We start from the raw sequence: 26,377 nt of genomic DNA on the forward strand, positions 1-26,377 counted from the left end.
GTACTTCCCGCTTGATTATTTGAGTATTAAATTTGGGCTTCTACCTTCTTGGAGTAACTTCGCAGCCGTAACATGAATTCCAAACTCCTCTGCTAATTGCGCTCCCAAAGTTCCGTGAACGTATAATATTGCCAGGATCGCCATGCCTGCTAACAAGTAACTCCACTGCACTTGCCTGGAAGCATCCTTACGCCAGCGATAGCGTTGCAAACCTCTCCATACAGTCATGGCTGCGATCGCCCCCAACAGCAAAACGCCACCCAAACCATGCAAAAGCATCGTCCAACCAGCAGTTAACCCCCAAACGCTCTTTTGATCAACTGGTGGATTTGCTAGCAGTAGCTCGAAAAAACCAGCTGCAACGGTGAAAAAGGTGATAAAAGCTGCTCCTATGAGGTTATACCACCCGACATCAAAAAAACCAGAACGGAGCGCAGGCAGACCTAAAAATTTGAAGATTGGTTTTTCTAAAGCAAAAATAGCTCCGGCAATATCAAAAATGATCGCCAGAATGAACAAACCCAATGTTAGATGCACCAGTTGCGGATGTATCGGAATCTCATAAGGTAATCCGTTAGCATTCAGCCTCAATCTCAACTGTTCAATGAGTTGCCAGTTCATGGCGAAACTCCCTGCTTCATCGCTTGCACAACTGGCTCGATGTGTAACCCATACACCCAAACTAGCTTACTCCCTAGATAGACCTGCAAGCACACTAGGCACACTAAAAACGTTGCAGCACCCAGGTAAGCAGGCGGTACTTTCCGAGGACTGCTGTTGCGAATCACGAAGCGCCAAGCTGTAATGGCGACAACAATAGCTGCCAGCGACCAACCCATCACCGTATGAAAATTCAGGGTTGGTTGGACTGCTGGGTAGATGTTCGCCAGACCTGCTTCAAACTGACCAAAAATCACCGCTAAAAAGATGGCTGCTGAGGCCACAAACATATTCCAGAAACTCACCTCAAACAAACGCACGTTGCGGGTGAAATAGCCCAGCACATCGCACACGAAAGAAAAAAGCACCATCGCGATTACGAAGTGGACAATGATCGGGTGTAGAGGGTCAGGATATGGTAAATTTTGGTTATTTAGAGACAGAGCAGGCATCGCTTTCTCCTTCATGGGTCTAAGTATGTAGATGCGTTGCATGAAATTGCTATCCGCCTAACGCACCATTCATATTTTCAAGAATACTGTGCTAACGCCGCAGCTAAACCAATTAAATAAGATTGAAAAATTGTGAGGTACTTAAATTTTAAGGGAAATTCTGAATTAGAAAACTTTTTTAGTAATTATTTTTCCCAAATATCACAACTCATTAAATTAACCACAACTTGAATTTATATCATATTCCAATTGTAATTTATAACAACTAGAAAAAGCGATTTTTGATTAGGTAAGTTATTTTCAGGCAACGTATATTATATTCAGACAATCTTAAAAGTGTCTAATATCTTGCATAATTCTCTTCTTCAGACCATTTAGATTGGTTAAATAGAAATTTGACTTCCAATAACAACATTATCATGAATGTACCATAAATCTTTCTTGATATTAATATAACCTTTGAATTTACAATTTAACCAATCTTACAAATAAAGACATACTGTTGTCACAGGAATGACAAATAATTGAAATATTGGTCAGTCAAACAGTATACTGTTTATCTTTCTCTGGATAGATTAGGAAAATACTAGAGATTTCTTAAAATAATAAAAGTTTTTGCTTTTCTAATCGATATTTTCTCGATTTTACAATCTAAATCGCCAGTATAAAGATGATGATGCAAAGTATTGCTCAAGAACTTGCACCCCAGAAAATTCGCGTCAATAGTAAGTATTGCCCCTGGTGCAATCAAAACTCCAATCAAGAAATCAGCTTGGGATACTCCAGAAGCAGAGGCGAATTTACTAAAACTGATTCCAGCCAAACGAGTGGGTGATGTAGAAGATATCGCCAAAGCAGCAGTTTAGTTGGCTTCTGATGACTCTGATTATGTTAATGGTACAACACTGTTTGTAGACGGTGGTATGACTTTGTATCCAGGTTTTACAGAGAATGGTTAATTGACAATGCCTACAAAAGTTACTGTCAATTCTGGTTTGATAACCATCAACGATGGTTGCTATTTTCTAGTAACAGCTAGTGATAGTTCCATCGACGAAAACTTACCTCAAGGTTTTTTTGTTTGGGACACACTGAGAAAGAATTGGCAGAATCTCAGTCTCAACTACATATATCTCAAACCGAGTTGGTACAACTAAAGTCATATCTCCAACAAGCTCAGGGAGTAGAGGGAGTAATGAGCTATTATCGCTCTGGCATCGCTTCCAACCCCGATAACATCCAACTTTACCATCAGGCATTGACAATTAAGCCAGATGATGAGCAAATCCATCTACAGTTGGGCAATGCTTTAGTTCGACAAAATCGCTTTGATGATGCGATCGCCACTTACCAAACCGCACTTCAATTTCACCCAGAGAACTTTGAAATACACTTAGAATTAGCAAAGACTTTAGAGGAATGGCACTAAGAAAAGATACAGCCCTTGCCCTGACTGGTTCCCAGACTATAGGCTCTTAACCCAGTCAGGGAGGCTTCGCCTCCAGTAGCTTGACCAGAGGCAGCAGCCCTCTTTTGAATACATTCCCAGCCTGGAGGCTCTTAACGAGGCGACACAAGCCTTTGGGCTTTACAAGCGTGCCATTCGACTTTAGAGAAAGAGAATAAATGGGATGATGCGTAGTTTACCGATTTTTACAGAAAAACTAGGACAGCTAATCATAAAACGTTTGCTTTCTTAAACTCTTGGTATTTGATGAGGAACAAGTGAGGATTGTGCAATGGATACCTTAGAACGCTATCGCCAGATAGTCCGCCAGTTAATTGATGAGATTGCGTTGTATAAGCCTTCTCACGGACAAATTGAGACCGAAGCAATTATCGACCCTCAAAGAGATCGTTATGAACTGCTGCACGTAGGCTGGGATGGGCAACGTCGGGTACATGGTTCGGTGGTACATATTGATATCATCCAAGGAAAAATCTGGATTCAACATGATGGTACTAATCGTCCTGTAGCCGAGGAATTGTTAGAAGCAGGAGTTCCTAGAGAGGACATTATCTTGGGCTTTCATCCTCCTCAAGTCCGTCAGTATACCGATTTTGGCGTGGCATAAATGAAACTGAATCCAGATTACTCTTGGTCGCACAAACACTTAGAAGATATCCTAATTACTGAAAAACTTTGTCCATCTAAGAGGATGTTTTAAAAGTTAAAGCGAGTTAAAAATTATGCAAGCGGCCTGACCAGAATACGTATCATGGCAATATAAATAAAAGTCTGGGGGGCTGCTAAAATTCCCCAAAACTTTAGAGTGAAATTAAAAATTTAGATGATTTCAGTAAATTGCTAGATTTTGTCTAAAAAAATCAGATAACAGCTTAATAACATCCATCTTTGGGATACTCTTTCTTTAGATTAAGTACTAACTCCCTAGAGATAGAGCCACTTGCTGATCACAGAGGTTATACTGAGAATTACCAACAGTCAAGTAGCAAATAAAACCCAAAGTTTTATCAGCAACATACATTTTTCAACTCATTAAAACCTCTTGTTCTTACCAAGCTTTAGTTTGTCAATATCATATCGAGGAGTGAAATCAACAGCTATGTCTATTCCTACCAATAAAGGCGAAAGCGAAAACAGTGAAGTCAAGCAAGAGTCTTACACCGATAGTAATGGTAATACTCACAGCCACCTGACACGAACCACTGAAACATCTAAAAACAACACACCTAATCCCAACTCTTACCAAAAAGGTTACGTACAAGGTCGAAATACTGAGCGTAGCAATCAAGCTGATTTAGCCGAGCGTGATAATAACAATGCTAGTGGTGGTTTGCTGTTGGGTATTATTATTACTTCCCTGCTTGGTTTAGTTATAGGTGGGGTCTGGTACTTCAACCAGCAGAATAACGCAGCCGTTAACAATACTGTGCCGGTCGTGGTTCCTGTACCGAGTAAGAGTAATCCAACCCCTAGTGCATCTCCTCAACCACAAACGACAATCATCGAAAGAACCAGAGAAATACCTGTTGCTGTTCCTGTTCCTGTTCCACAACAGCAGGTTACACCTCCATCTGCACCTCGCCAACCGAATATTAACATTACTATTCCACCCCAGCAGCCTGCGGCAGAAAAAGCACCTGCAACCCAGCCAACCCCGAAAGCGACACAAACTCCGACGACGAGTCCAACTAGTATTACTCCGACTTCGCAGAACAAGGACGATACTTCTACTAATACTGTCGCTCCAGGTACGAAAAGTGATACCTCTAAAACCACTCCACCTCAAGGAATAGACCAGTCAAATAGTAAATCTAATAGCGGTTCTTCTACCGCAGGTGATGCTACTACAGGCGGTTCTGGTCAATAACAGCTTCTGAACTTTCAGCCCACTTGATAAGGCTGGCATTAACGCCAACATATAACAAGTGGGACAATTTTTTAACAAAACAGAATAAAGGCGCCAGTCGCCAGAATTCAGAATTGAATTCTGTGAGACTGGTAGATGAATAGATGGGTTTAAGTTCCCGACAACACAAGAAAATTTGGTGGTGCAACAATCCAGTGGCGGGTCTAATCCTCCACTCATTTATTCTGACTCCTGAATTCTTTTTCAATCAATATTTCTGAATTATTGCGATAAATTAATGGTATTTAAGTTTAGTAAAGATGTGGTGTAGCTGAACAAACATAGGCTAGATTAAGAGCAAGGTACAAACAGGTTAAAAGTTAAACAAAAACTTTCAAGTTAGAGCCTGTGCCTCCTGCTCTAATGTTCTTGCGTAGGCATAGCCCGTCGTAGACATCGCTCTGAAGTTGTGCCATCCATTGAATGTATTTTTACCTTAAGTTCAATGAGTTGTTTTGGAGGTTTGAGAACGCACAGCCCGAAAATGCCTGTTTAATTGAAATATAAGGATGTGCAATTCTGAGTATAGCGATTGCGAATGCTGTCCACCTTAGTTAGTTGAGTTATTTACTTCTGAATTCTCCAAATCTTCAAGAAACCGCCCCAAGCTGCTGAGATTTATCCATCGTAGCTTCAGGCGGTTTCTGCGTTGAGTTAATTAAAAAATTCAGAATTGTTAATGACTAAATTAAGGTAATTACAGTCACTTCTGGCGGACAAAATAAGCGTCCTGGTTTATAAGTTCCTAAACCCCGATTGACATATAGTTGATTTTTTTCCACCTTGTGAAACCCTTGCGCCCACTCCCAATATCGCACTACTTTAGAACAGTCTCCCAGGAAAAATGTTACCCAACGCCGTAATTTTTTGGGAATTTGTTTGAGTAGCTTTTTATAATAGAGTACTACAGGGCCAATGCCCGGAATTACGATGTGACCACCGTGGGTATGACCAGATAGTTGCAAATCTACGCGCCATTGTTGCAATATCTTGGCTGTATCTGGGTTATGGGATAAAACGATGCGGGGTGTAGCCGAGTCTAGTTGATTCATGACTGGTGCGGGGTAGAATTCCTGTGACCAATAATCAGCTAGTCCTACCAGTGGTAATTCTTTTCCTAATGGATAGGCGATTTCATTCCAAAGCACATGCACCCCAATGCTAGTTAACGCCTGTGTAACTTCTGCTTTTGAGTGGCTGTAATAGATATCGTGATTACCAAGTACGGCGTAGATACCACAGCGACTTTGTAGATGTTTGAGTCGAAGTACTAATTGGTGAATTGGCGTCGGATCGTCAGTTACGTAATCACCAGTTAATAGAATTAAATCCGGTTCAGCTTCGTTAGTAAGTGCGATCGCTTTTTCTAACATATCTTCCGACAGTCGCAAACCATCGTAGTGAAAATCTGACAACTGCACCAGCGTTGTACCTTGTAAAGATGCAGGAAGTTCTGCAATCTTAACCGTTATTTTATCTACTCTTAAATGTCCCGTAAACAACCAATGCATAGGGCAACCGATACTCCTCATACCAGCGCTTACAGCTTACCAAAAATTTAAATGTAACTTGAGAAACTGCAATAATTTATGTCATATAGAAATCCGGTTTGATTCCTGAATTTACTTGCGTAGGCAGGGAACACGAAAGAAGGGATAGATCGGTACTGAGTCTTGTTCAAAAATCAAATAGGAGTCCTATATACTCCAGATACAATTAACTAATTGATTTATTTTAAATCGCTGAATTGAGTTCTGGGGTTTTCCTCCTGCCTCCTGCCTGATCATTCACCTTGTAGCGTGATTATAGTAACTTCTGGACGGCAAAATAAACGTCCAGGGAGGTAAGTTCCCAAACCACGGTTGACATATAGCTGATTTTTTCCTAGCCGATGGAAACCCTGTGCCCATTCCCAATGGCTGACTACAGAAACATTTACTTCTAAAAACGGGACTAGACGCCGCACTTTTTTGGGTATTTTTTTTACAAGCTTTTCGTAAAACAACGCAGCAGGGCCAATTCCAGGAATCACGATTTGACCACCGTGAGTATGACCAGATAATTGTAAATCGACTCGCCAGGATTGTAATATCTCCGCAGTATCTGGGTTATGGGATAAAACGATGCAGGGTGTATCGGGGTTTAGCTGGTTCATAACTGGTACAGGATTGAATTCCCGTGACCAACTATCCGCCAGTCCAACAAGTGGCAATTCTTTTCCTAGTGGATAGGCAATTTCGTTCCAAAGGACGTGAATTCCAATGCTAGTAAGGGCATCTGTAACTTCTGCTTTTGCATGTCTGTAATATATATCGTGATTGCCAAGAATAGCATATATACCACTGCGACTTTGCAGATGTTTGAGTCGAAGTGCCAGTTGGTGAATCGGCGTCGGATCGTCAGTTACGTAGTCACCAGTTAATAAAATTAAATCTGGTTCAGCTTTGTTAGTAACTGCGATCGCTTTTTCTAACATATCTTCCGACAGCCGCAAACCATCGTAGTGAAAATCTGACAACTGCACCAGCTTCTTACCTTGTAACGATGCAGGCAAGCCTGCAATGTTAACCGTCAATTTCTCTGTACTCAACGGCCCAGATAATAACCAATGCATAAGACGTTCAATAAAGCTCAATCATAGCGCTTACAGCTTAACTAAAACATCCTCAGATTGTGTGTAGCGACTAATGCAACTTCTTGAAAAATTCATGAAACTTGTAAATTTTAGCGTATTTATACTTGCCTAAGTTCAATGCAGCTTTGCTATTGACTGACATCAAAGTGGATTAATGGAAGTTACTCTATGTAGGCTTAAGCAATGATTGCTTGACTTAGCTTATCTTTTAATTACTTGGAGCGCAAGGGAAAAGCGCAGCTTAAGAGCCGCAACAACTCAACTGCCATCTGACTGTCAGCATAACTTTTCCGTGTCAGGAGTTAGAAATTTGACGTTGTTGAATGAGGGGAATGCAAATGATAAACTCAGCACCAACTCCTGATTGCGAAATGCATTCTAAAGAACCGCCATGTCTTTCTGTGATAATTTGGTGACTAATAGCCAGCCCCATCCCCGTACCTCGTCCAACGGGCTTGGTCGTAAAAAAGGGATTAAATATTTGCTTTAAAACATCTTCTGGTATTCCCAGTCCATTGTCGGCAATGCAAATTGTGACTTGATTTGGCGCTAGTAATCGGGTGCGAATATAAATTCGGGGATTATCCGTTTTTAGTTGTTTTTTTGTTGTCCACCGACCTCTAACCAATGAATCTTCTAAAGCATCGATGGCATTCACTAAAATATTCATAAATACTTGGTTTAACTGCCCAGCATAACATTCAATCAAGGGAAGGTTGCCGTATTCTTTGATCAACTCAATTTTCGGGCGCTGGTCAGTAGCTTGGAGGCGGCTTTGGATGATCATCATCGTACTGTCAATTCCCTGATGAATATCAACCGCTTTCATTACCGCTTCATCTAAGCGTGAGAAAGTCCGCAGGGAAAGCACAATCTCTCGAATCCGCTCTGTTCCCATGATCATCGATTGGAATAATTTGGGTAAGTCTGACCTTAAGAAATCTAGTTCAATTAAATCTACAAACTCATCAATTGCCTTGACTGATTGGGGATAATGTCTTTGGTAGATATCTAACAGTGAAAATAAATTTTGGGTGTATTCATCAGCCGGGTTCAGGTTGCCGTAAATAAAGCTAAGTGGGTTGTTTATTTCGTGTGCCACACCTGCAACTAGTTGACCCAAACTGGACATTTTTTCGCTTTGAATTAACTGAGTTTGGGTGTTTTGTAGTTTGTATAATGCTGTTTCTAGTTCTTGTGCTTGCTGTCGGAGGTCTGCTTCTGCTTGTTTGCGTTCTGTGATATCTCGGAAATACCAAATTCTGCCGTAACAATCTCCAGCCGGCGAGCGCACTGCCCCAGAATAACGATCTAACGTCCGTCCATCCTTCAACACAATTTCATCACGGCTGTTTTTCTCTGGATGCTGGTACAGATATTCGACTTGAGCGAGAAATTCTGCTGGATTTTCTAGTAGGTCTAGCACACATTCTAGCAGTTGCCAGTCTGAACCACTCTGGATTATTGCCGCAGGAATTTGCCATAAATGGGAGAAATGTTGATTGTATGATGCAATTTGACGATTTTCATCAATAATCAGAATGCCGTCGATTGAAGCTTCTTGTTGAGCTTGCAGCACAGCATTACTACGGCGCAGGGCAGCTTCTACCTGCTTTTGCTGTGTGAAATCACGAATAGTCCCAACTAAGAAATGATTACCTAGCTCATCCTCAAACAAACATTTTTTGGTCAGGATAAAGTGTGTTAAGCCATAGGAATCTGTAAAAAATTCCTCATTTTCATCATTTATGCCTGTAGTTAAAACCAGTTGATCTTTTTCCCAAAACACATCAGCTTCCGCTTGGGGAAAGAGATCATAGTCAGATTTGCCAATTAATTCTTCTCGGCTATGCCCGATGAAATTACAGAAGGCATCGTTAAGTAGTATCCACTGATGTTGGTAGTTTTTGACAAAAATTGGGTCAGATATACCGTTGATCATCCGCAGCATAAAAGCCAGCGAGAAGTTTTGCTGCTGTGTATATTCTTTATCAGAGGAGTCATTGAGAGATTTGCAATCATTCATACGCTCAGTTGGATCTAAAATCAAGCAAAAACTTAAACGTCTAGCTATGCGTGTCTCAGCCTTAGTGATATTTATTATTCCCAGATTTATTGCTGATTTATAAGGGTTGCTCTTGCGAGGCGACAATCAGCCACTAGTGCCGCTCGCCGATAAGCTGCTACTGACCATTGGATACCCACTACTGCTAGTACCCCTAAAGCTGCTCATAACATCCAACATCATATTATTTGATTTATCAATAATAAAAAAAATAGCGCCAGCCTGTTATTAGGCTGACGCTATTTTTTTTATTTAATTCACAGTTAAAAATAGTTAAATGAATTTCCTAAGTTTTCCTCGCTCATTGTCCGCAATTTTGCTTTTATACAGCACTGCGACTGGTTAATAAGTTCCACAGGAAAACTGCGACAATTGCACCAAGCACTGCTACCCCAATACCTGGAATGCTGAAAGTAGGAGATGCTAGAGCTAAGGTTCCCGTACTAAAGAATACACCTAAACTACCGCCAACAAAAGCACCGATGATTCCTAGCAAGATTGTTCCCAGAATTCCGCCACCTTGATGACCGGGGTAGATAGCCTTAGCGATCGCACCAGCAATTAGACCTAAAACAATCCAAGCAAGAATATTCATTGTTCTTAATTCGGTAAACGTTTTTCACTTCAATGAACATATACTACCAATCTTAATCTTTTGATTCCATCTATCATCAGAATTAATAATTAATATCCATAAGGAATAGTTTAATGGCAACTAGGTTTTTGATATATAGGAAGCCGGTTTGATTCCTGAATTTACTTGCGTGGGCAGGGAACAGGGAAGAGGAAAGAAGGGATAGATCCGTACTGAGTCTTGTTCAAAAATCAAATAGGAGTCCTATATGCCCCCATTTAGGTAGATAATCAATTAAAAAAAGCTCCTAGTAGGTCTTTAACTAGGGGCTTATCAAACTATTGCTTGGTAATTGCAGTATATGCCTTTTAATTAGCTCTCTCCTCTACTAGAAGAATTAAGCTGAGTTTTCAAAGACTGTCTCTAAAGTAATGTAAAGAAAGCAAAATCAGGCGATATCTACGACGTGCGTAGTTGTAGCAACTTTATTACCAGCATTCCCCACTTGGGCATCGCCAGGATACCTGTCATCCCTAATTTCCAGTCAAAATGCCTAATCAAATTTGGTTATCACAGTTGCAAAAACATCGAGCGATCGCAGTCATCCGCGCCCCTAAAATCGAAGTGGGACACCAAATGGCCATAGCTGTAGCATCTGGGGGAATGCAGTTAATTGAGATTACCTGGAATAGCGATCGCGCTGGGGAACTAATCAGTCAACTACGCTCAGAATTACCAGCTTGTATCATTGGTACTGGTACGCTATTCAATGTGCAACAGCTACAATCCGCGATCGCATCTGGGGCGCAATTCCTCTTCACACCCCACCTTGACCCCGCAATGATTCAGGCAGCACAAGAAAAAAATGTGCCTATTATACCAGGAGCGCTGACTCCTACAGAAATTGTTACCGCCTGGAGTCAGGGCGCTAGTTGTGTAAAAGTATTTCCCGTGCAAGCAGTCGGAGGGGCTAATTATATCAAAAGTTTGCAAGGGCCGCTGGGTCAGATTCCCTTAATTCCTACTGGCGGCGTCACTCTGGAAAATGCCAAAGAATTTTTACAAGCGGGAGCGATCGCTGTCGGTTTGAGCGGTGAATTATTTCCCAAAAAGCTTGTCACAGAGGGAAATTGGTCAGCGATCGCATCTGGGGCAAGAAAGCTGATGCGACAGTTAGCTTAACTTAGAATCAAATCGTCAAACATTCACGTCTATTAAAGTAATAGAGATGGAAATAAAGGTAAAAACTGATAAGTTTCTCAATATCCCATGATTTGAGTGTGAGTGTATCTAAAATGAAAAGACTGATTTATCCTGACTGGGTGCGTTACTTACAAATACTTCTCACTGGTACAGCACTATCCTTAAGTGTTTTTACTACTACTGGAACAAGTGAAGTTTGGGCGAATTCCCAAAATCAAGTGATTGCACAAACAATCCAGACATTACAACAATCGGATCAGCGCTGGATTCAAATTAATCTTTCAAAACAACGATTAATAGCTTGGCAAGGTGACAGAGTGGTTTATGGAAGCGCTATTTCCTCTGGCAAAAAATCCACTCCCACTCTTGTTGGTACTTTTAAGATTCAATCCAAGTTCAAAACTACACAGATGCAGGGAGAAAACTACAATGTTCCCAACGTTCCTTATGCGATGTTTTACCAAGGTAATTACGCTATTCACGGAGCTTACTGGCATAAGACATTTGGCACTCCAGTGAGCCACGGCTGTGTGAATATAGCACCTAAACATGCTAAATGGCTATTCGAGTGGGCATCAATAGGAACACCAGTAGTCATCCAGAAATAGTAGGTGAAGCAGCCAGAAAGCAATTCAGGTAAAACCAGAAATAACAACAAATCAAGACAATTAAGTGATTCCCAGCATAAAATTTGGCTGGGAATCTTCGGAGTCGGAATTACTGAACTTGAAATAAAATATAGAAGAGGGCATTCAACAATTTGCCCAAAACAATAAGCGTAAATCCTGATAAGTCCTGTGTAAAATTACAAATGCAAATATGAATTCGGGGAAAGTTTGCATTTAGACATTTAAATGACAGATTTTTTGTAAAGGTTGTCCTTTGTAATTAGTCATTAGGAATGTGGATTAAACAAAATGCAAAACTTCTGTTTCGTAGGGTGCGTTAGCCAAGGGCATAACGTACCATCGCAATATTTTCGGTGCGTTACGGAAGCCGTAACACACCCTACGAATAAATCTGACTTTTCACGGTATCTGGAAAACCTCTCTTCTTCATCTCTCTCCTAAAAGGAGAGAGACTTTAAATTTTCCCCCTTCCCGATGCGGGAAGGGGGTTAGGGGGTTAGATTTTTCGTGGGCTTTTCCACATGACCTGAATTGTCAGACGAATAAATCCGTGTTTCTTAGTGAATAACAAAGGACAAATGTGCAAATTGGACGCGGATTAGTTTAGGACTTGTCTTGAGAAGCATTAGCGGATGAATTGCGTAAATCCTCGACAGGAAGCTAGAAGTCGATCTGGAAATTTGCAGTGTTCCAGAAAATTACTTCACTTCATGATTTTTGCGTAGTTTAGAAGATGATGCATAATGCAAACCTGGATTCGCAGTGGTGGGATTCGTTCCCCAGGAACTTTTTGTACAGGCGTAGCACTGATGGTGGTGACTTTATTATCTTGGTCTTCACCGTTAACAGGTACACCTAACTCGACTACAGCAACAGCCACGTCAGTCGATGAAAACAGCATCACTGTATCTAATATCAGGCAAACATCCCAACTTCGCTGGATTGAAATTGACCTGTCAGAGCAACACTTACGTGCATGGGAAGGTAATAAACTTGTTCATTTATACCGCATTTCTGGAGGTAAGCGATCCACGCCCACACCCATAGGTAGATTTCGGATTAATTCTAAGTATCGCACTCACCGGATGCGAGGCAAGGGCTACAACATTCCTGACGTTCCTTACACAATGTATTTCTACAGAGGCTATGCCATCCACGGTGCTTACTGGCATAACCGTTTTGGGACTCCAGTCAGCCACGGTTGCGTAAATTTACCTGTTGAGCAAGCTCACCATCTTTACAACTGGGCTTCAACAGGAACTTTAGTAGTAGTGCATAAATGATGATCAATTGATCATTGTTGCAATTTTTACCTTGATGTATGGACAGGTGCGTTACACTCCGTAAACGCACCTGTCCATATATACTGCTAGACTAAAAACACATTTTCGAGGGATTTAGGAGCTATGAGCGCCACAACTACTCAACCTCTCACCCTGGAGGAATTTCTGAAGCTCCCAGAAACAAAGCCTGCAAGTGAATATATTAACGGAGAGATTATTCAAAAGCCAATGCCGCAAGGGAGACACAGCCGTTTACAAGGCAAACTCTGTGCTGTTGTAAATGAAGTCACGGAGAATCAAAAGATTGCCTATGCGTTTCCCGAATTACGGTGTACTTTTGGGGAGCGATCAATCATACCTGATGTGGCTGTATTTGAGTGGGAACGCATACCGTTCACCGTTGATGATCAAGTACCTGATAATTTTGAACTTCCACCAGACTGGACGATTGAAATTCTTTCGCCAGGACAAAAACCCAACAAAGTAATCGGGAATATTCTTCACTGTCTGAAGTATGGCAGCCGCCTGGGATGGTTTCTTGACCCTAATGATCTGAGTATTTTGGTATTTCTTCCAGAGCAACAGCCAGTGCTACTCCAAGGAGAAGATTTTTTGCCTGTATTACCAGAAATTCAACTTGCACTAACCGTCAATCAAGTTTTTGGCTGGTTAAAAATGGGTGGTTAGCAATAACTCAATTCTCAAACAAACTAGTATCAACGTGAAAAAAGTTGCCTAAGTCTTTAGCCATCTCCTGAGTAATTTCTTGTTTTCCACTCATAAGTTGAGAAACAACCTCTCTTGAACCGAGAATTGCTACCAACTCAGCTTCCTTAACACTCTGAGCATCAATCAAATGGAGGAACATTGAGTGTGCCGTTGATTCTCCTATTGGATAATGCTCATCCTCATACTTTTCTATCAGAGCGATCAACAAATCTAATAATGCCGACTCTTCTAAAGTTCGGTTAACTTGATGAGACAGTTCCTCAGCTAGTGCAATAGCTTGCTCGTTTTCCTCATCTGTTTTAATAACCTTGGGTTGATATTTAGCAAGCAAACTAGCATAAGTTTCACGGTTAAAAGTAAGGGTCATTTTTCCACTTATCCCGATCATATTCTGCGTGCGTCAAAATGTATTTAAGATAAATTATTTGGTCACTGTAAACCAAATCAACTATCAGACGATATTTGTTGCCTTTGATATTAAAAACAGTAAAATTCCCAACAGCTTCTGCTTGAGGATAAACTGCTTGCACTTGGGCAAGATTATTCCATGTAGCTTTATTGGCAGCCTTGTACCAGCTGTTAAGCGCATCACAGGAATCAGCATACTTTTGGCAAAATTCGCGCAGCTTTTTACGACTGATGATGTGCATTATATCTATTAACTCAACTGTGCCACAAGTTGATTTTCCAAAAGTGTATCATTAGTTAACAAGTCCTCAACGGTGATTCGCAAAAAGCGTTGTTCATCAACTTGAAAGAGGATTTTGACGCGATCGCTTCCGGGATATCCGGTTGGTGTCAGTTGGGCAATTGTCCTCGCGCCTTCTTGATCGTTGAGGGGTTTGACGCTGGTTTCGCTACCATCCAGACGGCGAGTAATTAAGCGATCGCCATCAAAATAAACTTCAGTACTACCTGTATCTGCTCCCAATTCTCCCATAATTAGTTCAATACTAGGCTGATTTTCCACAGAAGCGCCTAAGACTAATTCCACTGGCTGACTCATTGGGTATGCCTGTCCAGCTTTAATTAAAGAATGCCATTTGTGACGCTGATTACGACGATCCCAATAGCGGATACCATAACTATGGTAGAGAAAGTCTTTGATTTGTATCCCTTGAGCTAACTGTAATGCACCTTGAGCGATCGCTTCAAAGGGACGTTCACAACGGATTTTTTCTGGCTCAAAATACTGTTTGATCCATGTCTGCACTGCTGGTAATTGCACTGTGCCACCAACTAACAAAACTGCATTAATATCTGGAAGTTCTATCCCTTGGCGTTTTGCTTGCTGCAACAATGTTGTCATCGACTCATCCAGTAACTCAAAAAATGCGTGTTCTTTGAGGATATTTTCAAAAGTATCGCGGTTTAGTTCCAGTTCATAGCTTTCAAATGTCTCATCATCAAAGTAAACTTCACTAGCTTGGTTTTGGGTTGATAGCTGAATTTTTACCCGTTCTGCCAATCGTGTTGTCAAGGGACTTACCGCCAACTCTTGAGTTTTGGCAAAGTAATCTACTAACCAATTATCAATATCAGTACCGCCCAAATTTTGCCCAGCTTTCGCCAGGACACGGGCAGTTTTGACTTTTTGCTTTGAATCTTCAGCCAAGGACTTATTACCCCACTTAAGGATAAATCCCAAGGGCTTTGTGCTTGCTTGCACACCTTGATCCAACCGCACAAGGGATAAATCCAAAGTACCCCCACCAAAGTCAATCACCAAGAGAATTTCTTGATCTGCCAAGCCATACCCCAAGGCAGCGGCTGTGGGTTCATCCAGCATCCGCACCTGTTCGACGGGAAGGGCTTGACAAACTTTCCCCAACCAGTGACGATAGGCTTCAAAACTGTCTACGGGTACGGTTAACACGAGAGAATCTAACCCACCTTGCAGGGGTGCTAGTTGTTCAATTACTTGGGTGAGGAACCATTGCCCTACTTGTTCAAAGGTGACAACTTGCCCATCTAGTTCGGGTAAGAAACCTTGGATATTTGCACCGATACCGCGCTTGAAGCTGCGGAAAAATCGCGTTTCGCCCTTGAGGTCAAGACCGCGATCGCGTACTTGTTGCCCTACTAAGACTTTATTTTGGGTTGCGTCTTCAACATAAACCAAGCTGGGAATCAGTGGCGGATTGAGACTTTGTTTAATTGATAAACCTGGTAAATTCAGGGTTTCTGGCTGCTGGGTGACAGGGTTCCAACGAGCAATGACTGTGTTACTAGTACCAAAATCGATTGCGATCGCCATATTTTATATTTATTCTCTCGCACGAAGATGCCAAAGCTGCTTTCTTTGTGATTATTCTCTATAACCCACCAAAAATGCAAATACGCCCAGACGCTTGCTTCTTTGCATCCCAACCCAGATATCGATTCAATCGGTTGCAGCGAAGTGTTAGCACAGTTAGACAATTGGCTTGTCAGAAAGCATGGAAATCATTGGCTGTAAATGTATAAAAGGAGCAATAACAATAAACTCAACAGCAGGCTTTATCTCCATGCCGATTCACCTTCATTGCATTACTGTAGACCCTGTGATCCACAGCCTACAATGTTTTGACGACAACGGGCAGTAGTAAAAATTCTTAATCAAAATTTTATTGTTCAGTTACTTCTGCTTCTATCTTATTTTTAGCTAAAAATATTGCCCTATCTTTTAAGATTTTTGCAAATTTGTAAATTTCGTCTAAAGAGTTAATTGGCGTTTTAACTTCTTTATTATTTATATCCAGAAAACCAATATATTTTTTTTCAGAATTCAGCCATAAACGACAAATAGTTTTGCTAGCTTTACCGTCAATGTTAACTCCAAAATAATTTTTTGTATCTCTATACTGAATGCGATGTAATTCGATAGCATCACGCAACATTGATTTAATAATGTAAAAGCTTTCCATCTCATCTGCTGTAGTTACAATAGTATCAATAACTTCGGTGTTGAGATTGATTGTTACTTTAGCCGGGTCTGGTACGTCTGTTTTTGTTGTATCAGAAATATCAATATCCATAGCGGATCTTATCTTCTCATTAATTCGCTCGTTAATATAATCTTTAAGACAACCTTTGAAAATTTCAGTAAATTTTTCTACAACTGATGCAACCATGTGTCCTTTGTACACTTGACCAGCAAAGAGCTTAACAAAATCAGGAGAAGGATTTATAAACTGTTCTGAGATTAATCGGTTAATTTCCTTTTTATATAAAAGCTGTCTTGCACAGCTAGCCATTTCATCAGGGTTAAATACTTCCCTAGAGAACTTTTTAAGTTCATTTATTGACGACTCATTGAAATCTAATATATTAAACTCAAAAAAAGGTTTATCATCCATAATGTGAGTTTTTTCTGTATCGGTATAGAACCAATAATGGATTCCATTAGTCAACACTGCAAATCTTGCTTGTGTTGCACTAAAATACTTGAATAATTGTGAAGAATTTTTGGGATGTGCTAAATCATTTTTATGAAATTTACATTCTATTAAAATTGATGCGACTCCATTTATTAAAATAGCATAATCAACTTTTTCACCTTTTAAGCCTGGTGTAGCAGCTATATATTCAGGACAGACTTCAGTTGGATCAAAAATCTTATATCCTAAAGCTTGAATTAAAGGTAAAACGAAAGCAGCTTTTGCAGCTTGTTCTGTCTGTACCGAGTCTTTTAGTCTTTCAATATGCTGGGCAACATCTTTAACCGCATCAATAAAATCCATAGTTTTTTATCTCATACTTGTATTGGGTTTTACAAGTATGGCACAGGTGATTAATTTTGCCCAATTTAGGTAAATAAATACTGCTGTACTTAGAAACGTCCCAATCCTTCACTCCAAATACCAATCCCCATCGTTATACCCCTACGCCACCGCTAAGAGCGATCGCATCTACCACCAAGATTGCAATTAACCAAAATCCCTATTAGGGATTGAAACTTGTAGGCTCACAGTTCTTCTGGCATAATCACAGAAATTAATTGATTCCGATTCTTCCTATAAATCCTAAAATCACTATCAAATGTGAGCAATTCACGAGTAGGATACAGTTCTGCCATCCTCACCAAACAGGCATCCGCTAAGGACATCGGTACAGACTGATAACGCAGCATCAACTCATAAACCGCCCCAGCTTCTTCACTCAAGCTCAACGGGAGATGAATAATTCCCTTTTGTACAAAAGAAATTACTGCTGCTTCTCCTCCATAAACATTCTGTAAGAGAAAACAAGCCTCTGTAACTACCGCTTCACAAGTTAACAAAGGTGGTTGAATCTGTCCAAACTGATTTGTCACCCATTTATGAAACTGCTCTCTCCGGTTGACTAAAGCTACTAATGGCCCTGTATCTAGCAGTACCGCTTGCTTCATTCTGTCAATGGTCTTTTAAGGTACTCCTTGTTTGTCGAGAGATCCCCAGGCCCAGAATCCATGCAGCCAACTAAGTCTCCTGCTGCTTCTAAAGCAGACATTGGCGTGCCATCATGGTGCTTAAACTCTACTGTTAGTGATTTCAATTGCAGAAATTCTATAAAGTCAAGTACTTGCTGCTGTTGTTCCTTTGATAAGGTAAGAACCTTTTGGGCAATAATTTGCTCTAGACCAATTGCTCTCGTCACCAGTCTTTCCTCCAGTCCCATCACTTCAAGTCTAAATCCAACTACCTCAGTCACACAGAAACCAGCAGAACATTAAAAATTTTGACATGACTAGCTTTTGTCAATAAAACAACATAAGTGACCAAAAAGCTGATTATTTCGTTCACCAATCCAGGCGATTAACCCAGACTTATGAATAAGACACATAGCAAACCTACTTACATAGATTACATTGTTAAATTGCCTGAGCGATCGCTGGAGGAGTTTTGTCGCTGGGTGTACCGCTTCATGGGCAATGCTCAGTTCATCTCTCCTCAAAATCTAGCTGAACAACACCAGAAATTCGCTCGTGCATTAATAGATCGGTATTCTTCCAAAGCCATATAAATTAGGATGATTGACCACCCAACTTCAACAGAAATTCTTTCATGCCCAGCTTTTGTAATACAACCCCCTTGCTAATTCGCCATAATTGCCTCCTTCAGAAAGGGACTGATCCTCACTCCGGTACTCATCATGACCGAGATAGAAATGCAGCGATAAATATTAGAGTAGAAGGTATCAGATGGCTATTGGGGGAAGGTTCAGCCGTCTCTGCTGTAAAAGGGGAGGTAAGACCTCATGCTGGGCGAAAGTCTAAGTGGAGGCACTGGCTAATTAGTACAGAAACCTAATCTAACCCGAAAATCCGGGTTAGTGGTAGTTCACACTCAATCTTCATGCCGTAACTGCCATACTGCACCGAAAGCGGCCCCAGCCCCAGCTAACAATCCGGTACTCATCCCTTGGATAGTTTTTTGGATTGGATCTTGAGTTAGACACTCACTTGTAACCTTACTGTCTTCCAAGCAGAGACTACTTTCTGCCCAACTGGCAGTACCTCCTAAAATTACACCAGTTATACTACAGGAAATAACTAGCAACAAAAGACGTTTATTTTTTCTAACCATAGATAGATGTTTCAAAGATTGAATATAGAAAAGACACTCACTTACTTTACACATTCTTGCTAGCAAATGTCAGCTGGTTTCAAGAAAACTGACTGCTATTCAAAACCTAGATAAGTAGTGACATCCTCTATACACTGATTTGGAGTACCAAATGAGCGTGGGGGGCTGACGGCGAAATAGTTAAAAAATCTGATTGGACATCGCATCTTAAAAAAATAACCTCTGGGGAAGGAATATCACCAGAGGTTTTTAATAAGTAACTATTATAAATATAAATTTATCTTTTTGCCAACACTATTTTCTCCTTCTCAAAGAGAGGTCAAAGTTTATTTTGCCTGTAAATAAGGATACAAATTGGACTGATAAATCGCATAGATCATATTTTTACCTCTTTTGAGGCACTAATACAGGCAGTTGACGAGTGCTGGCTACGAATTTGGCGTGTTGTCCAACAGTCAAAACATTGAACTGACTGGATATAAGTTCTAAACTTTTGTTCACTATTGCTAGCTTTTTGTAGGTAGGAACGCTCATACCAGGAAAGAATGATAGTTCTGGCACATCCTCTTGACTTAAAAAGTCTGTAGGATGGAGTAGCAAAGAAGGCTGGACATGCGTAAGTTTACATAGCCACAGGCCCATTCGGAGGTAGAGTAACGCGACTTCCGAAGAAAATGTACTCAGATACATGATGTAACTGAAGTGAATTGGCACCTTGAAAATTGGCATAGTGGTAACGGGAATCTCAGTGAGTTTATCCTTACCCATGTGCCACTGGTAAGGTTTCAGAGGCTGCAAACCGTCTTTGAAACCGCCAAACAGGGCTTCCCGTTTCTTGCGTTCTTCCTTACTCAGTTTACAGGTCATCAAATAATACGCTCGTGCTATCGGCCCCAAAAATGTGGGAAAAGTCGAAGCATCATATTCATATCCCCGTCGTGCTAAGACTTTCAATACCGCAGGAGAAAAACTGTATCCAGGCCCCCGGAAGCCGATAGGATGTTGATGAGTGACGCGCTTGATATGTTCTTCGGCGATCGCCACCTCTTCTTCAATCTCATCCTCTGAATACAGATGTAGCCAAGGATCATGGTAAAATGAGTGATTGCCAATTTCGTGACCAGCACTAGCGATCGCTTGTAATGCCTTGGTGTTTTTTTGTAGCGCTGCATCCTGACCCACAATGAATACTGTGATTGTCAAATCCCATTGCTGAAGAATATCTAAGAAACGAGGTACTGCGATATCCAGGTAAGAGGGGAAAGTCTCCCAACCCGGAGCGCCCTGATTTTTGAGGTAAGACCAAATATTATCCAAATCTAAAGAAAGACTGGCTATTGGTTTGTTTACTGGTCGCTTGGTTTGCATTATTAGTTCAAGTATTTGGACAATTTTAAGCGTAAATATAGTCTTAGGTTTGGGCTTTATCGGTCAAGTTTCGGACTTCAGATCAGAGCTTCTAAGCACTAAAGCGCTTACTACAAACGCTGAGTTACTAGCTTGACAAAGTACTAGTATAGTGTGGCGTCAGTTTGCCTACCTTTAACAAGGGGTTTGAGTAGGGGCAATTCATGAATTGCCCCTACTTGTCTGGTTCATTGAGATAATAGCTGGATTGTTGCCAAGCTGTACTAGATATTGATTTGCTGCCTCTGAGTCAAACACATTGCAATTCCCTTTTCGTAGTAAGCTGCCTCATTAATAAAAATAGTCCAAACGGTAGATGTTCCCTCATAAATAATTGTTTTATCATCAAACGTTAAAAAGATTGGATCTCCTGGATTCAAGGCTTGATAATCCTTGTCTTGAAGCTCTGGATGAATCATTCCAAAGATTGTCCCATCCTGTTTTTTTGGATAGTCCACAACAGATAAATGGTCATAGAGGATCAACGTTTCGTTAGTTGATGGAATTTCACCCTGATTAAATTGTTCCAGATAGTCCAGAACTGCATAAACAAGTTCCTCTGTTTGTTGGAACAGCGTCGCTTTTAATACACCTTGGGCAATGGGGCCAACCTCAATCGCAAAGCCTAATTCGCACAGGGAATTTACAAATGGGTTTTCTTCAATTGATTTAAAAGAGCAGCGATAAATTCTCACCAAAGGGCTGACATGGCTCAGATAAGCAGCCAATTTTAAGTTTAAGGGATGACTGTTTACCAAAATAATTGTCAGACCCATATTAGCTGTACTGCTGTGTAAGTCTAAGATGAAATCTGCTTGTTTATCCCCATTTGATGCTAGGGTATCCTGAATTGATTTAGCTTGCAATTCTTCGTAACTGTTCCGAGTCGGATCTTGTAAATCTTGTTTGAGAAAACAGCGATTTAAATCCTTCTCTAGATATCGCCTCCCCGCCGCAAAAGCCTTAGGATTTGCTAACAGAGTGACTGTCTCAAAACTTGGTCTAGTAATTAAATCGGGAAACTGGGCAAATTTTTGGCTCAGGTAAGCTCCCGTAAACTCATTGCCATGAGTTCCACCAACAATTGCAACTCGATTAATCTGGTTCACGATTACACCAACTCCCGAATGCAGCCATCGAGGTATCAGTTTTCAATGTACCTTATGAAGCATTCACTTTGCCGATGCGATCGCGATCATGTGGTTGATTAAGATCAGACATATCAGGCCCATCGGGAATAATCCCACCGGGATTTAGTGGGAATAGGTTCCCGTAGTAGTCCCGCTTCACACTCTCTACATCGCAGGTGTCAGCAACACCTGGAAGCTGATATAGATCACGTAGATAACCTCCTAGATTCTGATAGTCTCGAATTCGCCGCCGATTACACTTAAACAACCCGTAGTAGGCACTATCAAACCGAAATAACGTTGTGAATAAACGGACATCTGCGAGTGTGAGATTTTCTCCACACAAATATCGACTATTCTGCAATGCAATCTCAATCTCATCGAGAGTTGCGAACAGTTCATTACAGGCTTGATTGTATGCTTCTTGAGTTTGGGCAAAGCCGCAGCGATACACGCCGTTATTTACCGCGTGATAAATCTTCTCATTCCACCAGTCAATTTTTTCTTTGAGTTCTTCTGGGTAGAGATTCAGTGTGGGATTATTGGCGAACTCGTTAAATTGAGAGTTTAGCATCACAATAATCTCTGAACTCTCATTATTGACGATAGTTTTTGTTTGGTTATCCCATAAAATTGGAACTGTGACGCGTCCACTGTAGCCAGGTTCTGCCAGCTGATAAAATTCAGCTAGTGTGCGGCAACCCTGTTCTTCTTGGTTGAATATCCAACCGCCTTCAATGGGAGAAGGAGAGACGATACACACTGATATTACCGCTTCGAGTTTTTTGAGCGATCGCACAACCAGGGTTCGGTGTGCCCAAGGACAGCCCAGCCCAACATAGAGTTTGTAGCGCCCCGCTGCTGGTGGGTACGGATTCCCTGATTCTGTGCCAATGAACTTCCGAAACTGGCTATTAGGACGAATATACGCTCCCGACTGATTGCTAGGAGCAAGCTTTGACATCATGATCTGCCACATAGTCGTCCAGACATACTTTCCCAGCCAGATGATCAGCTTGGGAGGGAGTGTCCTACCCTTTTTCTTTGGGAGATTTTTCTCGTCATCCATTGGAGTTGAGTTGCTCATGGCGACAATCTTGCTTTGGGAGGGATTGACGTTACCACTGTTTCTACTCAGTAGGTTTCCATGCTTACAACCCACTCTGAGTTTTACTACTTTACTACGCTTTGCCTGCATTTTGTATCACGTTCATTGCAAAAAATCTCTCAGCTTTAAGCTAATCGTCATTCAAATTGCCTCTTTGTCTGTATATACCCTTGATCACATCACACCATTAGTGAAAAGTTAAAGTTATCAACCATTTGTCAATAAGTAATAGTGTTTAAAACCTAGTCAAAAATCGACATCGGAAACACAATTTTTAAGCCAGTGATACTTAATGCAACTGCTACCATCGTCCTACAGTGAAGCAGGCTACGCGCACCGTCTCCATTCGTGCAGCGTCCAGAAGTTATGAGCAAAGAAAAGCGACCCTCTGACTTCTCTGTACGTTTACGCATCGTAATTTAAAAGCATCGTTCATCCTGACCTCATAAACCCAGTCTAAGGCTTAATTAGATACTTTCTAATATAGATAAGTATCAGTGCAATTACATATTTAAAAAGCTTGTTTCACATGAACTTGACATAAAAAACATCACATCTTAATACTAAGTAAGCCGAAAAAAGTATAAATATAAATTTAGGAATAAATTACTGAAAGAAAGAACAAAAACATAAAATTTACGTAGGAATAATTGTAAATAAAGTGACTCAAACTAATAACAAGACTAACCTTCGAGAGGAAACGGATTTAGGGACTTTTATAGCTCAGGGTGTTACTACAGACAAATGGCAAGTATTGTCGTACAATGCTCCCATCCTACCTGTACATGCCGCCCTACTGCGTACTGGTAAGATATTCTTTTTCTGTGGCTCAGGTAATGATCCCAATCAGTTAAATACTCCCTATAACAGTGTGGTTTGGGATGTAAACAAGGGAACCTTTTCCCGTCAAGCGCCTCCAGTGGATAGTAATAATCAACCTATTGACCTTTTTTGCGCCGGTCACTCCTTCACCCCTGATGGGATGTTAATAATTGCGGGTGGAACTCTGCGCTACGATCCATTTTATGGTTCACTCTCTGTTCTGATGTTTGATCCCATTGCCGAGAAATTGGTCAAAAAGCCATCAATGAATAATGGCCGTTGGTATCCTACTTTGTTAACACTAGGCAGCGGTCGTATCTTTGCAATGTCTGGATTGGATAAAGATGGTAAGCTCAACAGACAACCAGAAATTTATTCTTCTACATTTGCAAATGGTTGGAACGCTTTTCCAACAGCTAGTTCGTACCCGCAATATGCACAGCTATTTCTACTAAGTAATGGAAGCATCTTTTATTCAGGTGCTCACATGGGCGGCAGTGCAGTGACGCCAAGGATACTAACCCTGCCAGGGACATTTACACAATCCATTACAGAAAAACTGGTGCCAGGGCTGCAAGACCCAGATTTCGGTGATCAAGGTGCGAGTGTGCTTTTACCACCTGCACAAGATCAAAGGGTCATGATTATTGGTGGGGGTAATAGTAATAATACGGCAACAAGCAGGGTGAATATTGTAAATCTAAAAGCTACTAACCCAACTTACGTAGGATCAAGGTTTCTAAAATATGCTCGGAAGCATCACAGCGCAGTTTTGTTGCCCGATCGCACAGTGTTTGTTTGCAATGGTAGCAAAATGAATGAGGACACAACACAATCAATGCTGCCAGCAGAAATTTACAATCCAGCCACAAATATCTGGACAGCAGTAGCTAAACAAAATGTCCCCCGCGTATATCACTCGGTGGCCTTGCTCCTACCAGATGGTAGGGTAGCCACAGCTGGGGGTAACCCTCAACGGAGGGTCGATGAACTGCGATTAGAAATCTACAGTCCTGCGTATATGTCGCGGTCACGACCAATCATTCAGAAGGCTCCTCAAACATTGAGCTACGGGTTGCAATTTACGATTCAGACACCCCAGGCTGCGAATATTAAATGGGTTAGTCTGATTAGACCAATGGCAACCACCCATTGCTGCGATACAGAACAAAGGTTAGTGGATGTACCGATTAATTTTAGGAACGCTACTTCTCTCAATGTCACGGTAACAGACAATAGAAACATAGCACCACCAGGCTGGTACATGCTTTTTATTAGTGACTACAATGGGACACCCTCAGTAGCAACCTGGACGCAATTATCTTAGCCTTAGGGATTTCCAACAAATAAATTATCCAATCTTGTGGGGTGGGCATCTTGCCCGCCTTTGGCTAAGAGATTCGAGACGCTCACCCCACAATCAGTAGTTGAGTCTTTTTTATTTGTCAGTCCCTGATGCGTTTATGTTCAATACACTGTACTTTACCTAAATTCTAGGAGTGGAAATATGAGTTACAAGCTATCACGTCGAAAATTTGGCCAGTTGGCACTTGCTGGAACTGTAGTATCTGGACTTAGTTATCTAAGCAACAAAGTCTTGGCGCAAACACCAAGTTTAAAAATTATCGGTATAGATTCTGGCAATATCATCACCACTGACCAAAGGGCTATTCCAGAGGTAAACACCACTGAATTAGACAGCACTGGCTCAAACAGTTTACTCACAGATATTAAGCCTGTAGGACTAGGACTTGTTTTGCAATCCTTAGTTTCAGGAAAGACTCAACTTCTAACTCCACTAGCCTCTCAGATACTTGCCAAGCGCGGTACAGATTTAGTGCAGTCTAATGAGGCATTGAGTATCTTCAGTTCTTTAAGCGATGGCACACTTGCCGATCGCATTAGAGCTTTAGTAGACCCTAATCAGATATTGAATAACTTAACTTCTTTAGGCGATGCTCAACCTGCCGATCGCCTTACACCTTTAGTAGAGTCTAATGAGATATTGAGTGGTTTCACTTCTTTAAGCGATGGCACACTTGTCGTAGCCGTTACTCCTATTAGCACTACTAGCATACAGGCGACACCTACTCGCATTACATTTTTGAGTACACCTGTAAAAACTTTGACAGTCTCAGGACTTAACCAGGATCAAGAACTTGGGAGCTTGCTAGGCACTAATGATGGGCGACTCATCGGTTTAGTAGGTAAGAAGAACGGTACACCGCCGATCAGATTGGTAGATATTAACGTTCAAACAGGAGAGATCAGTTCCATTAGTAAGGTTCAATTCCCAAGCGATGAGCGAGTCAGCAATCTAGCTCAGTGCCCAGATGGAATACTCTATACCTCTTTAGTTGGATTCGATGGTAGTACAACTCTGGTGCAGCTAGATTCAAATCAAAAAAAGCCGATCAGACTGGCACAATTGCAACTTAATGGTCAAGCATGGAATAATGGCTTACAAAGCTTAGTTTGCTCCGCAACAGGTCAACTCCTCGCCTTTGGAGCCATGAGGTATCAAACACCTAATACTGTATATAGCGTAGATAAGAACAGTGGAAACATGACTCGGCTACAAGACTTTGATGCTACTCAGATTACGCTTGCTCGTGGCTAGAAGGGATTGAGCCGATATCTAGCAAAAAAGTGCCAAGCCCTCGTCTGCACTTGAGGGTTTTTTATCGAAACAGAATTCAGGAGTCAGAATTCAGAAGTCATATCATGTCCGCCAAATTACCCATAATAAAAGAACCCCAC

Annotated in this window: 28 protein-coding genes and 1 pseudogene; 13 read left to right on the plus strand and 16 right to left on the minus strand. The window is 41.2% G+C overall.

Annotation, left to right across the window (positions count from 1 at the left end):
- Window positions 1-15: 15 nt before the first annotated feature.
- Complete coding sequence (locus tag HWQ41_RS09090; RefSeq protein WP_292761697.1) at window positions 16-621, minus strand: DUF2231 domain-containing protein; 606 nt, start codon at window positions 619-621, stop codon at window positions 16-18.
- Window positions 618-1,112, minus strand: a complete 495-nt coding sequence (locus HWQ41_RS09095) for a DUF2231 domain-containing protein (protein WP_292761699.1) — start codon at window positions 1,110-1,112, stop codon at window positions 618-620. The genes HWQ41_RS09090 and HWQ41_RS09095 overlap by 4 nt, the downstream gene beginning before the upstream one ends.
- Before the next feature lie 698 nt (window positions 1,113-1,810).
- On the opposite strand from HWQ41_RS09095, the gene HWQ41_RS09100 reads away from it, so the two are divergent.
- The 5 genes from HWQ41_RS09100 to HWQ41_RS09120 all read left to right on the plus strand — a co-directional run bounded on the left by HWQ41_RS09100 (window position 1,811) and on the right by HWQ41_RS09120 (window position 4,447).
- The gene (locus tag HWQ41_RS09100) at window positions 1,811-1,978 is read left to right on the plus strand and encodes an SDR family oxidoreductase (RefSeq protein WP_292761702.1); all 168 of its coding nucleotides are present in this window, start codon (window positions 1,811-1,813) and stop codon (window positions 1,976-1,978) included.
- 99 nt (window positions 1,979-2,077) lie between these two features.
- Window positions 2,078-2,269 (plus strand): hypothetical protein, encoded by a 192-nt coding sequence (locus tag HWQ41_RS09105; RefSeq protein ID WP_292761705.1) that lies wholly within the window; start codon window positions 2,078-2,080, stop codon window positions 2,267-2,269.
- Window positions 2,270-2,307: 38 nt separating this feature from the next.
- Window positions 2,308-2,541: a tetratricopeptide repeat protein gene (locus HWQ41_RS09110; protein WP_292761708.1), complete on the plus strand. Its 234-nt coding sequence runs from the start codon at window positions 2,308-2,310 to the stop codon at window positions 2,539-2,541.
- Window positions 2,542-2,851: 310 nt separating this feature from the next.
- Window positions 2,852-3,187: a XisI protein gene (locus HWQ41_RS09115; RefSeq protein ID WP_292761711.1), complete on the plus strand. Its 336-nt coding sequence runs from the start codon at window positions 2,852-2,854 to the stop codon at window positions 3,185-3,187.
- A gap of 492 nt (window positions 3,188-3,679) precedes the next feature.
- Window positions 3,680-4,447 carry a hypothetical protein gene (locus tag HWQ41_RS09120; protein WP_292761713.1) on the plus strand — a complete coding sequence of 256 codons (768 nt, stop codon included), beginning with the start codon at window positions 3,680-3,682 and terminating at the stop codon, window positions 4,445-4,447.
- A 722-nt stretch (window positions 4,448-5,169) separates the two neighbouring features.
- Here HWQ41_RS09120 and HWQ41_RS09125 read toward each other — a convergent pair.
- The 4 genes from HWQ41_RS09125 to HWQ41_RS09140 form a co-directional block, all read right to left on the minus strand.
- Window positions 5,170-5,997 carry a metallophosphoesterase gene (locus HWQ41_RS09125; RefSeq protein WP_292761716.1) on the minus strand — a complete coding sequence of 276 codons (828 nt, stop codon included), beginning with the start codon at window positions 5,995-5,997 and terminating at the stop codon, window positions 5,170-5,172.
- 272 nt (window positions 5,998-6,269) lie between these two features.
- Window positions 6,270-7,100 carry a metallophosphoesterase gene (locus tag HWQ41_RS09130; RefSeq protein WP_292761718.1) on the minus strand — a complete coding sequence of 277 codons (831 nt, stop codon included), beginning with the start codon at window positions 7,098-7,100 and terminating at the stop codon, window positions 6,270-6,272.
- Window positions 7,101-7,416: 316 nt separating this feature from the next.
- Window positions 7,417-9,147: an ATP-binding protein gene (locus HWQ41_RS09135; protein WP_292761721.1), complete on the minus strand. Its 1,731-nt coding sequence runs from the start codon at window positions 9,145-9,147 to the stop codon at window positions 7,417-7,419.
- A 361-nt stretch (window positions 9,148-9,508) separates the two neighbouring features.
- A complete protein-coding gene (locus tag HWQ41_RS09140; RefSeq protein ID WP_292761724.1) occupies window positions 9,509-9,781 on the minus strand; it encodes a GlsB/YeaQ/YmgE family stress response membrane protein in 273 nt (90 codons plus the stop codon).
- A gap of 528 nt (window positions 9,782-10,309) precedes the next feature.
- Between HWQ41_RS09140 and HWQ41_RS09145 the strand changes: the two genes are divergently transcribed.
- The 4 genes from HWQ41_RS09145 (at window position 10,310) to HWQ41_RS09160 (ending at window position 13,562) form a co-directional block, all read left to right on the plus strand.
- Window positions 10,310-10,942 carry a bifunctional 4-hydroxy-2-oxoglutarate aldolase/2-dehydro-3-deoxy-phosphogluconate aldolase gene (locus HWQ41_RS09145; RefSeq protein WP_292761725.1) on the plus strand — a complete coding sequence of 211 codons (633 nt, stop codon included), beginning with the start codon at window positions 10,310-10,312 and terminating at the stop codon, window positions 10,940-10,942.
- Between the two features lie 113 nt (window positions 10,943-11,055).
- Entirely contained in the window at window positions 11,056-11,571 is a 516-nt protein-coding gene (locus HWQ41_RS09150) for a L,D-transpeptidase (protein WP_292761727.1), read from the plus strand.
- 764 nt (window positions 11,572-12,335) lie between these two features.
- Window positions 12,336-12,875: a L,D-transpeptidase gene (locus HWQ41_RS09155; protein ID WP_292761729.1), complete on the plus strand. Its 540-nt coding sequence runs from the start codon at window positions 12,336-12,338 to the stop codon at window positions 12,873-12,875.
- A 123-nt stretch (window positions 12,876-12,998) separates the two neighbouring features.
- On the plus strand, window positions 12,999-13,562 hold the full coding sequence (locus HWQ41_RS09160) for a Uma2 family endonuclease (RefSeq protein WP_292761731.1): 564 nt from the start codon (window positions 12,999-13,001) through the stop codon (window positions 13,560-13,562).
- Window positions 13,563-13,569: 7 nt separating this feature from the next.
- Here the strand turns inward: HWQ41_RS09160 and HWQ41_RS09165 are convergent, their stop codons facing one another.
- From HWQ41_RS09165 to HWQ41_RS09190, 6 genes are all read right to left on the minus strand, one after another.
- Window positions 13,570-13,971, minus strand: coding sequence for a transcriptional regulator (locus tag HWQ41_RS09165; RefSeq protein WP_292761733.1), 402 nt, complete (start codon window positions 13,969-13,971; stop codon window positions 13,570-13,572).
- Window positions 13,955-14,254 carry a type II toxin-antitoxin system HigB family toxin gene (locus tag HWQ41_RS09170; protein ID WP_292761735.1) on the minus strand — a complete coding sequence of 100 codons (300 nt, stop codon included), beginning with the start codon at window positions 14,252-14,254 and terminating at the stop codon, window positions 13,955-13,957. The genes HWQ41_RS09165 and HWQ41_RS09170 overlap by 17 nt, the downstream gene beginning before the upstream one ends.
- 8 nt (window positions 14,255-14,262) lie before the next feature.
- Window positions 14,263-15,861, minus strand: coding sequence for an Hsp70 family protein (locus tag HWQ41_RS09175; protein ID WP_292761738.1), 1,599 nt, complete (start codon window positions 15,859-15,861; stop codon window positions 14,263-14,265).
- 349 nt (window positions 15,862-16,210) lie between these two features.
- On the minus strand, window positions 16,211-17,326 hold the full coding sequence (locus tag HWQ41_RS09180) for a type I restriction endonuclease (protein WP_292761740.1): 1,116 nt from the start codon (window positions 17,324-17,326) through the stop codon (window positions 16,211-16,213).
- Between the two features lie 224 nt (window positions 17,327-17,550).
- A complete protein-coding gene (locus HWQ41_RS09185; RefSeq protein WP_292761741.1) occupies window positions 17,551-17,973 on the minus strand; it encodes a PIN domain-containing protein in 423 nt (140 codons plus the stop codon).
- A complete protein-coding gene (locus HWQ41_RS09190) occupies window positions 17,970-18,221 on the minus strand; it encodes a hypothetical protein (protein WP_292761743.1) in 252 nt (83 codons plus the stop codon). The genes HWQ41_RS09185 and HWQ41_RS09190 overlap by 4 nt, the downstream gene beginning before the upstream one ends.
- 171 nt (window positions 18,222-18,392) lie before the next feature.
- Between HWQ41_RS09190 and HWQ41_RS09195 the strand changes: the two genes are divergently transcribed.
- Window positions 18,393-18,587, plus strand: coding sequence for a WYL domain-containing protein (locus HWQ41_RS09195; RefSeq protein WP_292761745.1), 195 nt, complete (start codon window positions 18,393-18,395; stop codon window positions 18,585-18,587).
- A 98-nt stretch (window positions 18,588-18,685) separates the two neighbouring features.
- Window positions 18,686-18,874, plus strand: a pseudogene (locus tag HWQ41_RS09200) (RNA-guided endonuclease TnpB family protein); the annotation flags it as partial.
- 36 nt (window positions 18,875-18,910) lie between these two features.
- Here the strand turns inward: HWQ41_RS09200 and HWQ41_RS09205 are convergent.
- The 4 genes from HWQ41_RS09205 to HWQ41_RS09220 form a co-directional block, all read right to left on the minus strand.
- Window positions 18,911-19,150, minus strand: a complete 240-nt coding sequence (locus tag HWQ41_RS09205; protein WP_292761747.1) for a hypothetical protein — start codon at window positions 19,148-19,150, stop codon at window positions 18,911-18,913.
- Window positions 19,151-19,534: 384 nt separating this feature from the next.
- Window positions 19,535-20,518 (minus strand): polysaccharide deacetylase family protein, encoded by a 984-nt coding sequence (locus tag HWQ41_RS09210; protein WP_292761749.1) that lies wholly within the window; start codon window positions 20,516-20,518, stop codon window positions 19,535-19,537.
- 263 nt (window positions 20,519-20,781) lie between these two features.
- Window positions 20,782-21,666 carry an aspartoacylase gene (locus HWQ41_RS09215; protein ID WP_292761751.1) on the minus strand — a complete coding sequence of 295 codons (885 nt, stop codon included), beginning with the start codon at window positions 21,664-21,666 and terminating at the stop codon, window positions 20,782-20,784.
- Window positions 21,667-21,718: 52 nt separating this feature from the next.
- Window positions 21,719-22,774 carry a glutathione S-transferase family protein gene (locus HWQ41_RS09220; RefSeq protein ID WP_292761753.1) on the minus strand — a complete coding sequence of 352 codons (1,056 nt, stop codon included), beginning with the start codon at window positions 22,772-22,774 and terminating at the stop codon, window positions 21,719-21,721.
- A 682-nt stretch (window positions 22,775-23,456) separates the two neighbouring features.
- Here HWQ41_RS09220 and HWQ41_RS09225 point away from each other — a divergent pair.
- The gene (locus tag HWQ41_RS09225) at window positions 23,457-24,944 is read left to right on the plus strand and encodes a galactose oxidase-like domain-containing protein (protein WP_292761755.1); all 1,488 of its coding nucleotides are present in this window, start codon (window positions 23,457-23,459) and stop codon (window positions 24,942-24,944) included.
- Window positions 24,945-25,124: 180 nt separating this feature from the next.
- A complete protein-coding gene (locus HWQ41_RS09230) occupies window positions 25,125-26,237 on the plus strand; it encodes a hypothetical protein (RefSeq protein ID WP_292761758.1) in 1,113 nt (370 codons plus the stop codon).
- The last annotated feature ends 140 nt before the right edge of the window (window positions 26,238-26,377 follow it).

Source organism: Nostoc sp. NOS(2021), from assembly GCF_017115025.1.
GTDB lineage: Bacteria > Cyanobacteriota > Cyanobacteriia > Cyanobacteriales > Nostocaceae > Nostoc.

What these genes read in the sequence shown, in the direction of transcription:
- HWQ41_RS09090 (WP_292761697.1), bottom strand. Translation starts at nt 621, where the DNA reads ATGAACTGGCAACTCATTGAACAGTTGAGATTGAGGCTGAATGCTAAC.
- HWQ41_RS09095 (WP_292761699.1), bottom strand. Translation starts at nt 1,112, where the DNA reads ATGCCTGCTCTGTCTCTAAATAACCAAAATTTACCATATCCTGACCCT.
- HWQ41_RS09105 (WP_292761705.1), top strand. Translation starts at nt 2,078, where the DNA reads ATGCCTACAAAAGTTACTGTCAATTCTGGTTTGATAACCATCAACGAT.
- HWQ41_RS09110 (WP_292761708.1), top strand. Translation starts at nt 2,308, where the DNA reads ATGAGCTATTATCGCTCTGGCATCGCTTCCAACCCCGATAACATCCAA.
- HWQ41_RS09115 (WP_292761711.1), top strand. Translation starts at nt 2,852, where the DNA reads ATGGATACCTTAGAACGCTATCGCCAGATAGTCCGCCAGTTAATTGAT.
- HWQ41_RS09120 (WP_292761713.1), top strand. Translation starts at nt 3,680, where the DNA reads ATGTCTATTCCTACCAATAAAGGCGAAAGCGAAAACAGTGAAGTCAAG.
- HWQ41_RS09125 (WP_292761716.1), bottom strand. Translation starts at nt 5,997, where the DNA reads ATGCATTGGTTGTTTACGGGACATTTAAGAGTAGATAAAATAACGGTT.
- HWQ41_RS09130 (WP_292761718.1), bottom strand. Translation starts at nt 7,100, where the DNA reads ATGCATTGGTTATTATCTGGGCCGTTGAGTACAGAGAAATTGACGGTT.
- HWQ41_RS09135 (WP_292761721.1), bottom strand. Translation starts at nt 9,147, where the DNA reads ATGAATGATTGCAAATCTCTCAATGACTCCTCTGATAAAGAATATACA.
- HWQ41_RS09140 (WP_292761724.1), bottom strand. Translation starts at nt 9,781, where the DNA reads ATGAATATTCTTGCTTGGATTGTTTTAGGTCTAATTGCTGGTGCGATC.
- HWQ41_RS09145 (WP_292761725.1), top strand. Translation starts at nt 10,310, where the DNA reads ATGCCTAATCAAATTTGGTTATCACAGTTGCAAAAACATCGAGCGATC.
- HWQ41_RS09150 (WP_292761727.1), top strand. Translation starts at nt 11,056, where the DNA reads ATGAAAAGACTGATTTATCCTGACTGGGTGCGTTACTTACAAATACTT.
- HWQ41_RS09155 (WP_292761729.1), top strand. Translation starts at nt 12,336, where the DNA reads ATGCAAACCTGGATTCGCAGTGGTGGGATTCGTTCCCCAGGAACTTTT.
- HWQ41_RS09160 (WP_292761731.1), top strand. Translation starts at nt 12,999, where the DNA reads ATGAGCGCCACAACTACTCAACCTCTCACCCTGGAGGAATTTCTGAAG.
- HWQ41_RS09165 (WP_292761733.1), bottom strand. Translation starts at nt 13,971, where the DNA reads ATGACCCTTACTTTTAACCGTGAAACTTATGCTAGTTTGCTTGCTAAA.
- HWQ41_RS09170 (WP_292761735.1), bottom strand. Translation starts at nt 14,254, where the DNA reads ATGCACATCATCAGTCGTAAAAAGCTGCGCGAATTTTGCCAAAAGTAT.
- HWQ41_RS09175 (WP_292761738.1), bottom strand. Translation starts at nt 15,861, where the DNA reads ATGGCGATCGCAATCGATTTTGGTACTAGTAACACAGTCATTGCTCGT.
- HWQ41_RS09180 (WP_292761740.1), bottom strand. Translation starts at nt 17,326, where the DNA reads ATGGATTTTATTGATGCGGTTAAAGATGTTGCCCAGCATATTGAAAGA.
- HWQ41_RS09185 (WP_292761741.1), bottom strand. Translation starts at nt 17,973, where the DNA reads ATGAAGCAAGCGGTACTGCTAGATACAGGGCCATTAGTAGCTTTAGTC.
- HWQ41_RS09195 (WP_292761745.1), top strand. Translation starts at nt 18,393, where the DNA reads ATGAATAAGACACATAGCAAACCTACTTACATAGATTACATTGTTAAA.
- HWQ41_RS09205 (WP_292761747.1), bottom strand. Translation starts at nt 19,150, where the DNA reads ATGGTTAGAAAAAATAAACGTCTTTTGTTGCTAGTTATTTCCTGTAGT.
- HWQ41_RS09210 (WP_292761749.1), bottom strand. Translation starts at nt 20,518, where the DNA reads ATGCAAACCAAGCGACCAGTAAACAAACCAATAGCCAGTCTTTCTTTA.
- HWQ41_RS09220 (WP_292761753.1), bottom strand. Translation starts at nt 22,774, where the DNA reads ATGAGCAACTCAACTCCAATGGATGACGAGAAAAATCTCCCAAAGAAA.
- HWQ41_RS09230 (WP_292761758.1), top strand. Translation starts at nt 25,125, where the DNA reads ATGAGTTACAAGCTATCACGTCGAAAATTTGGCCAGTTGGCACTTGCT.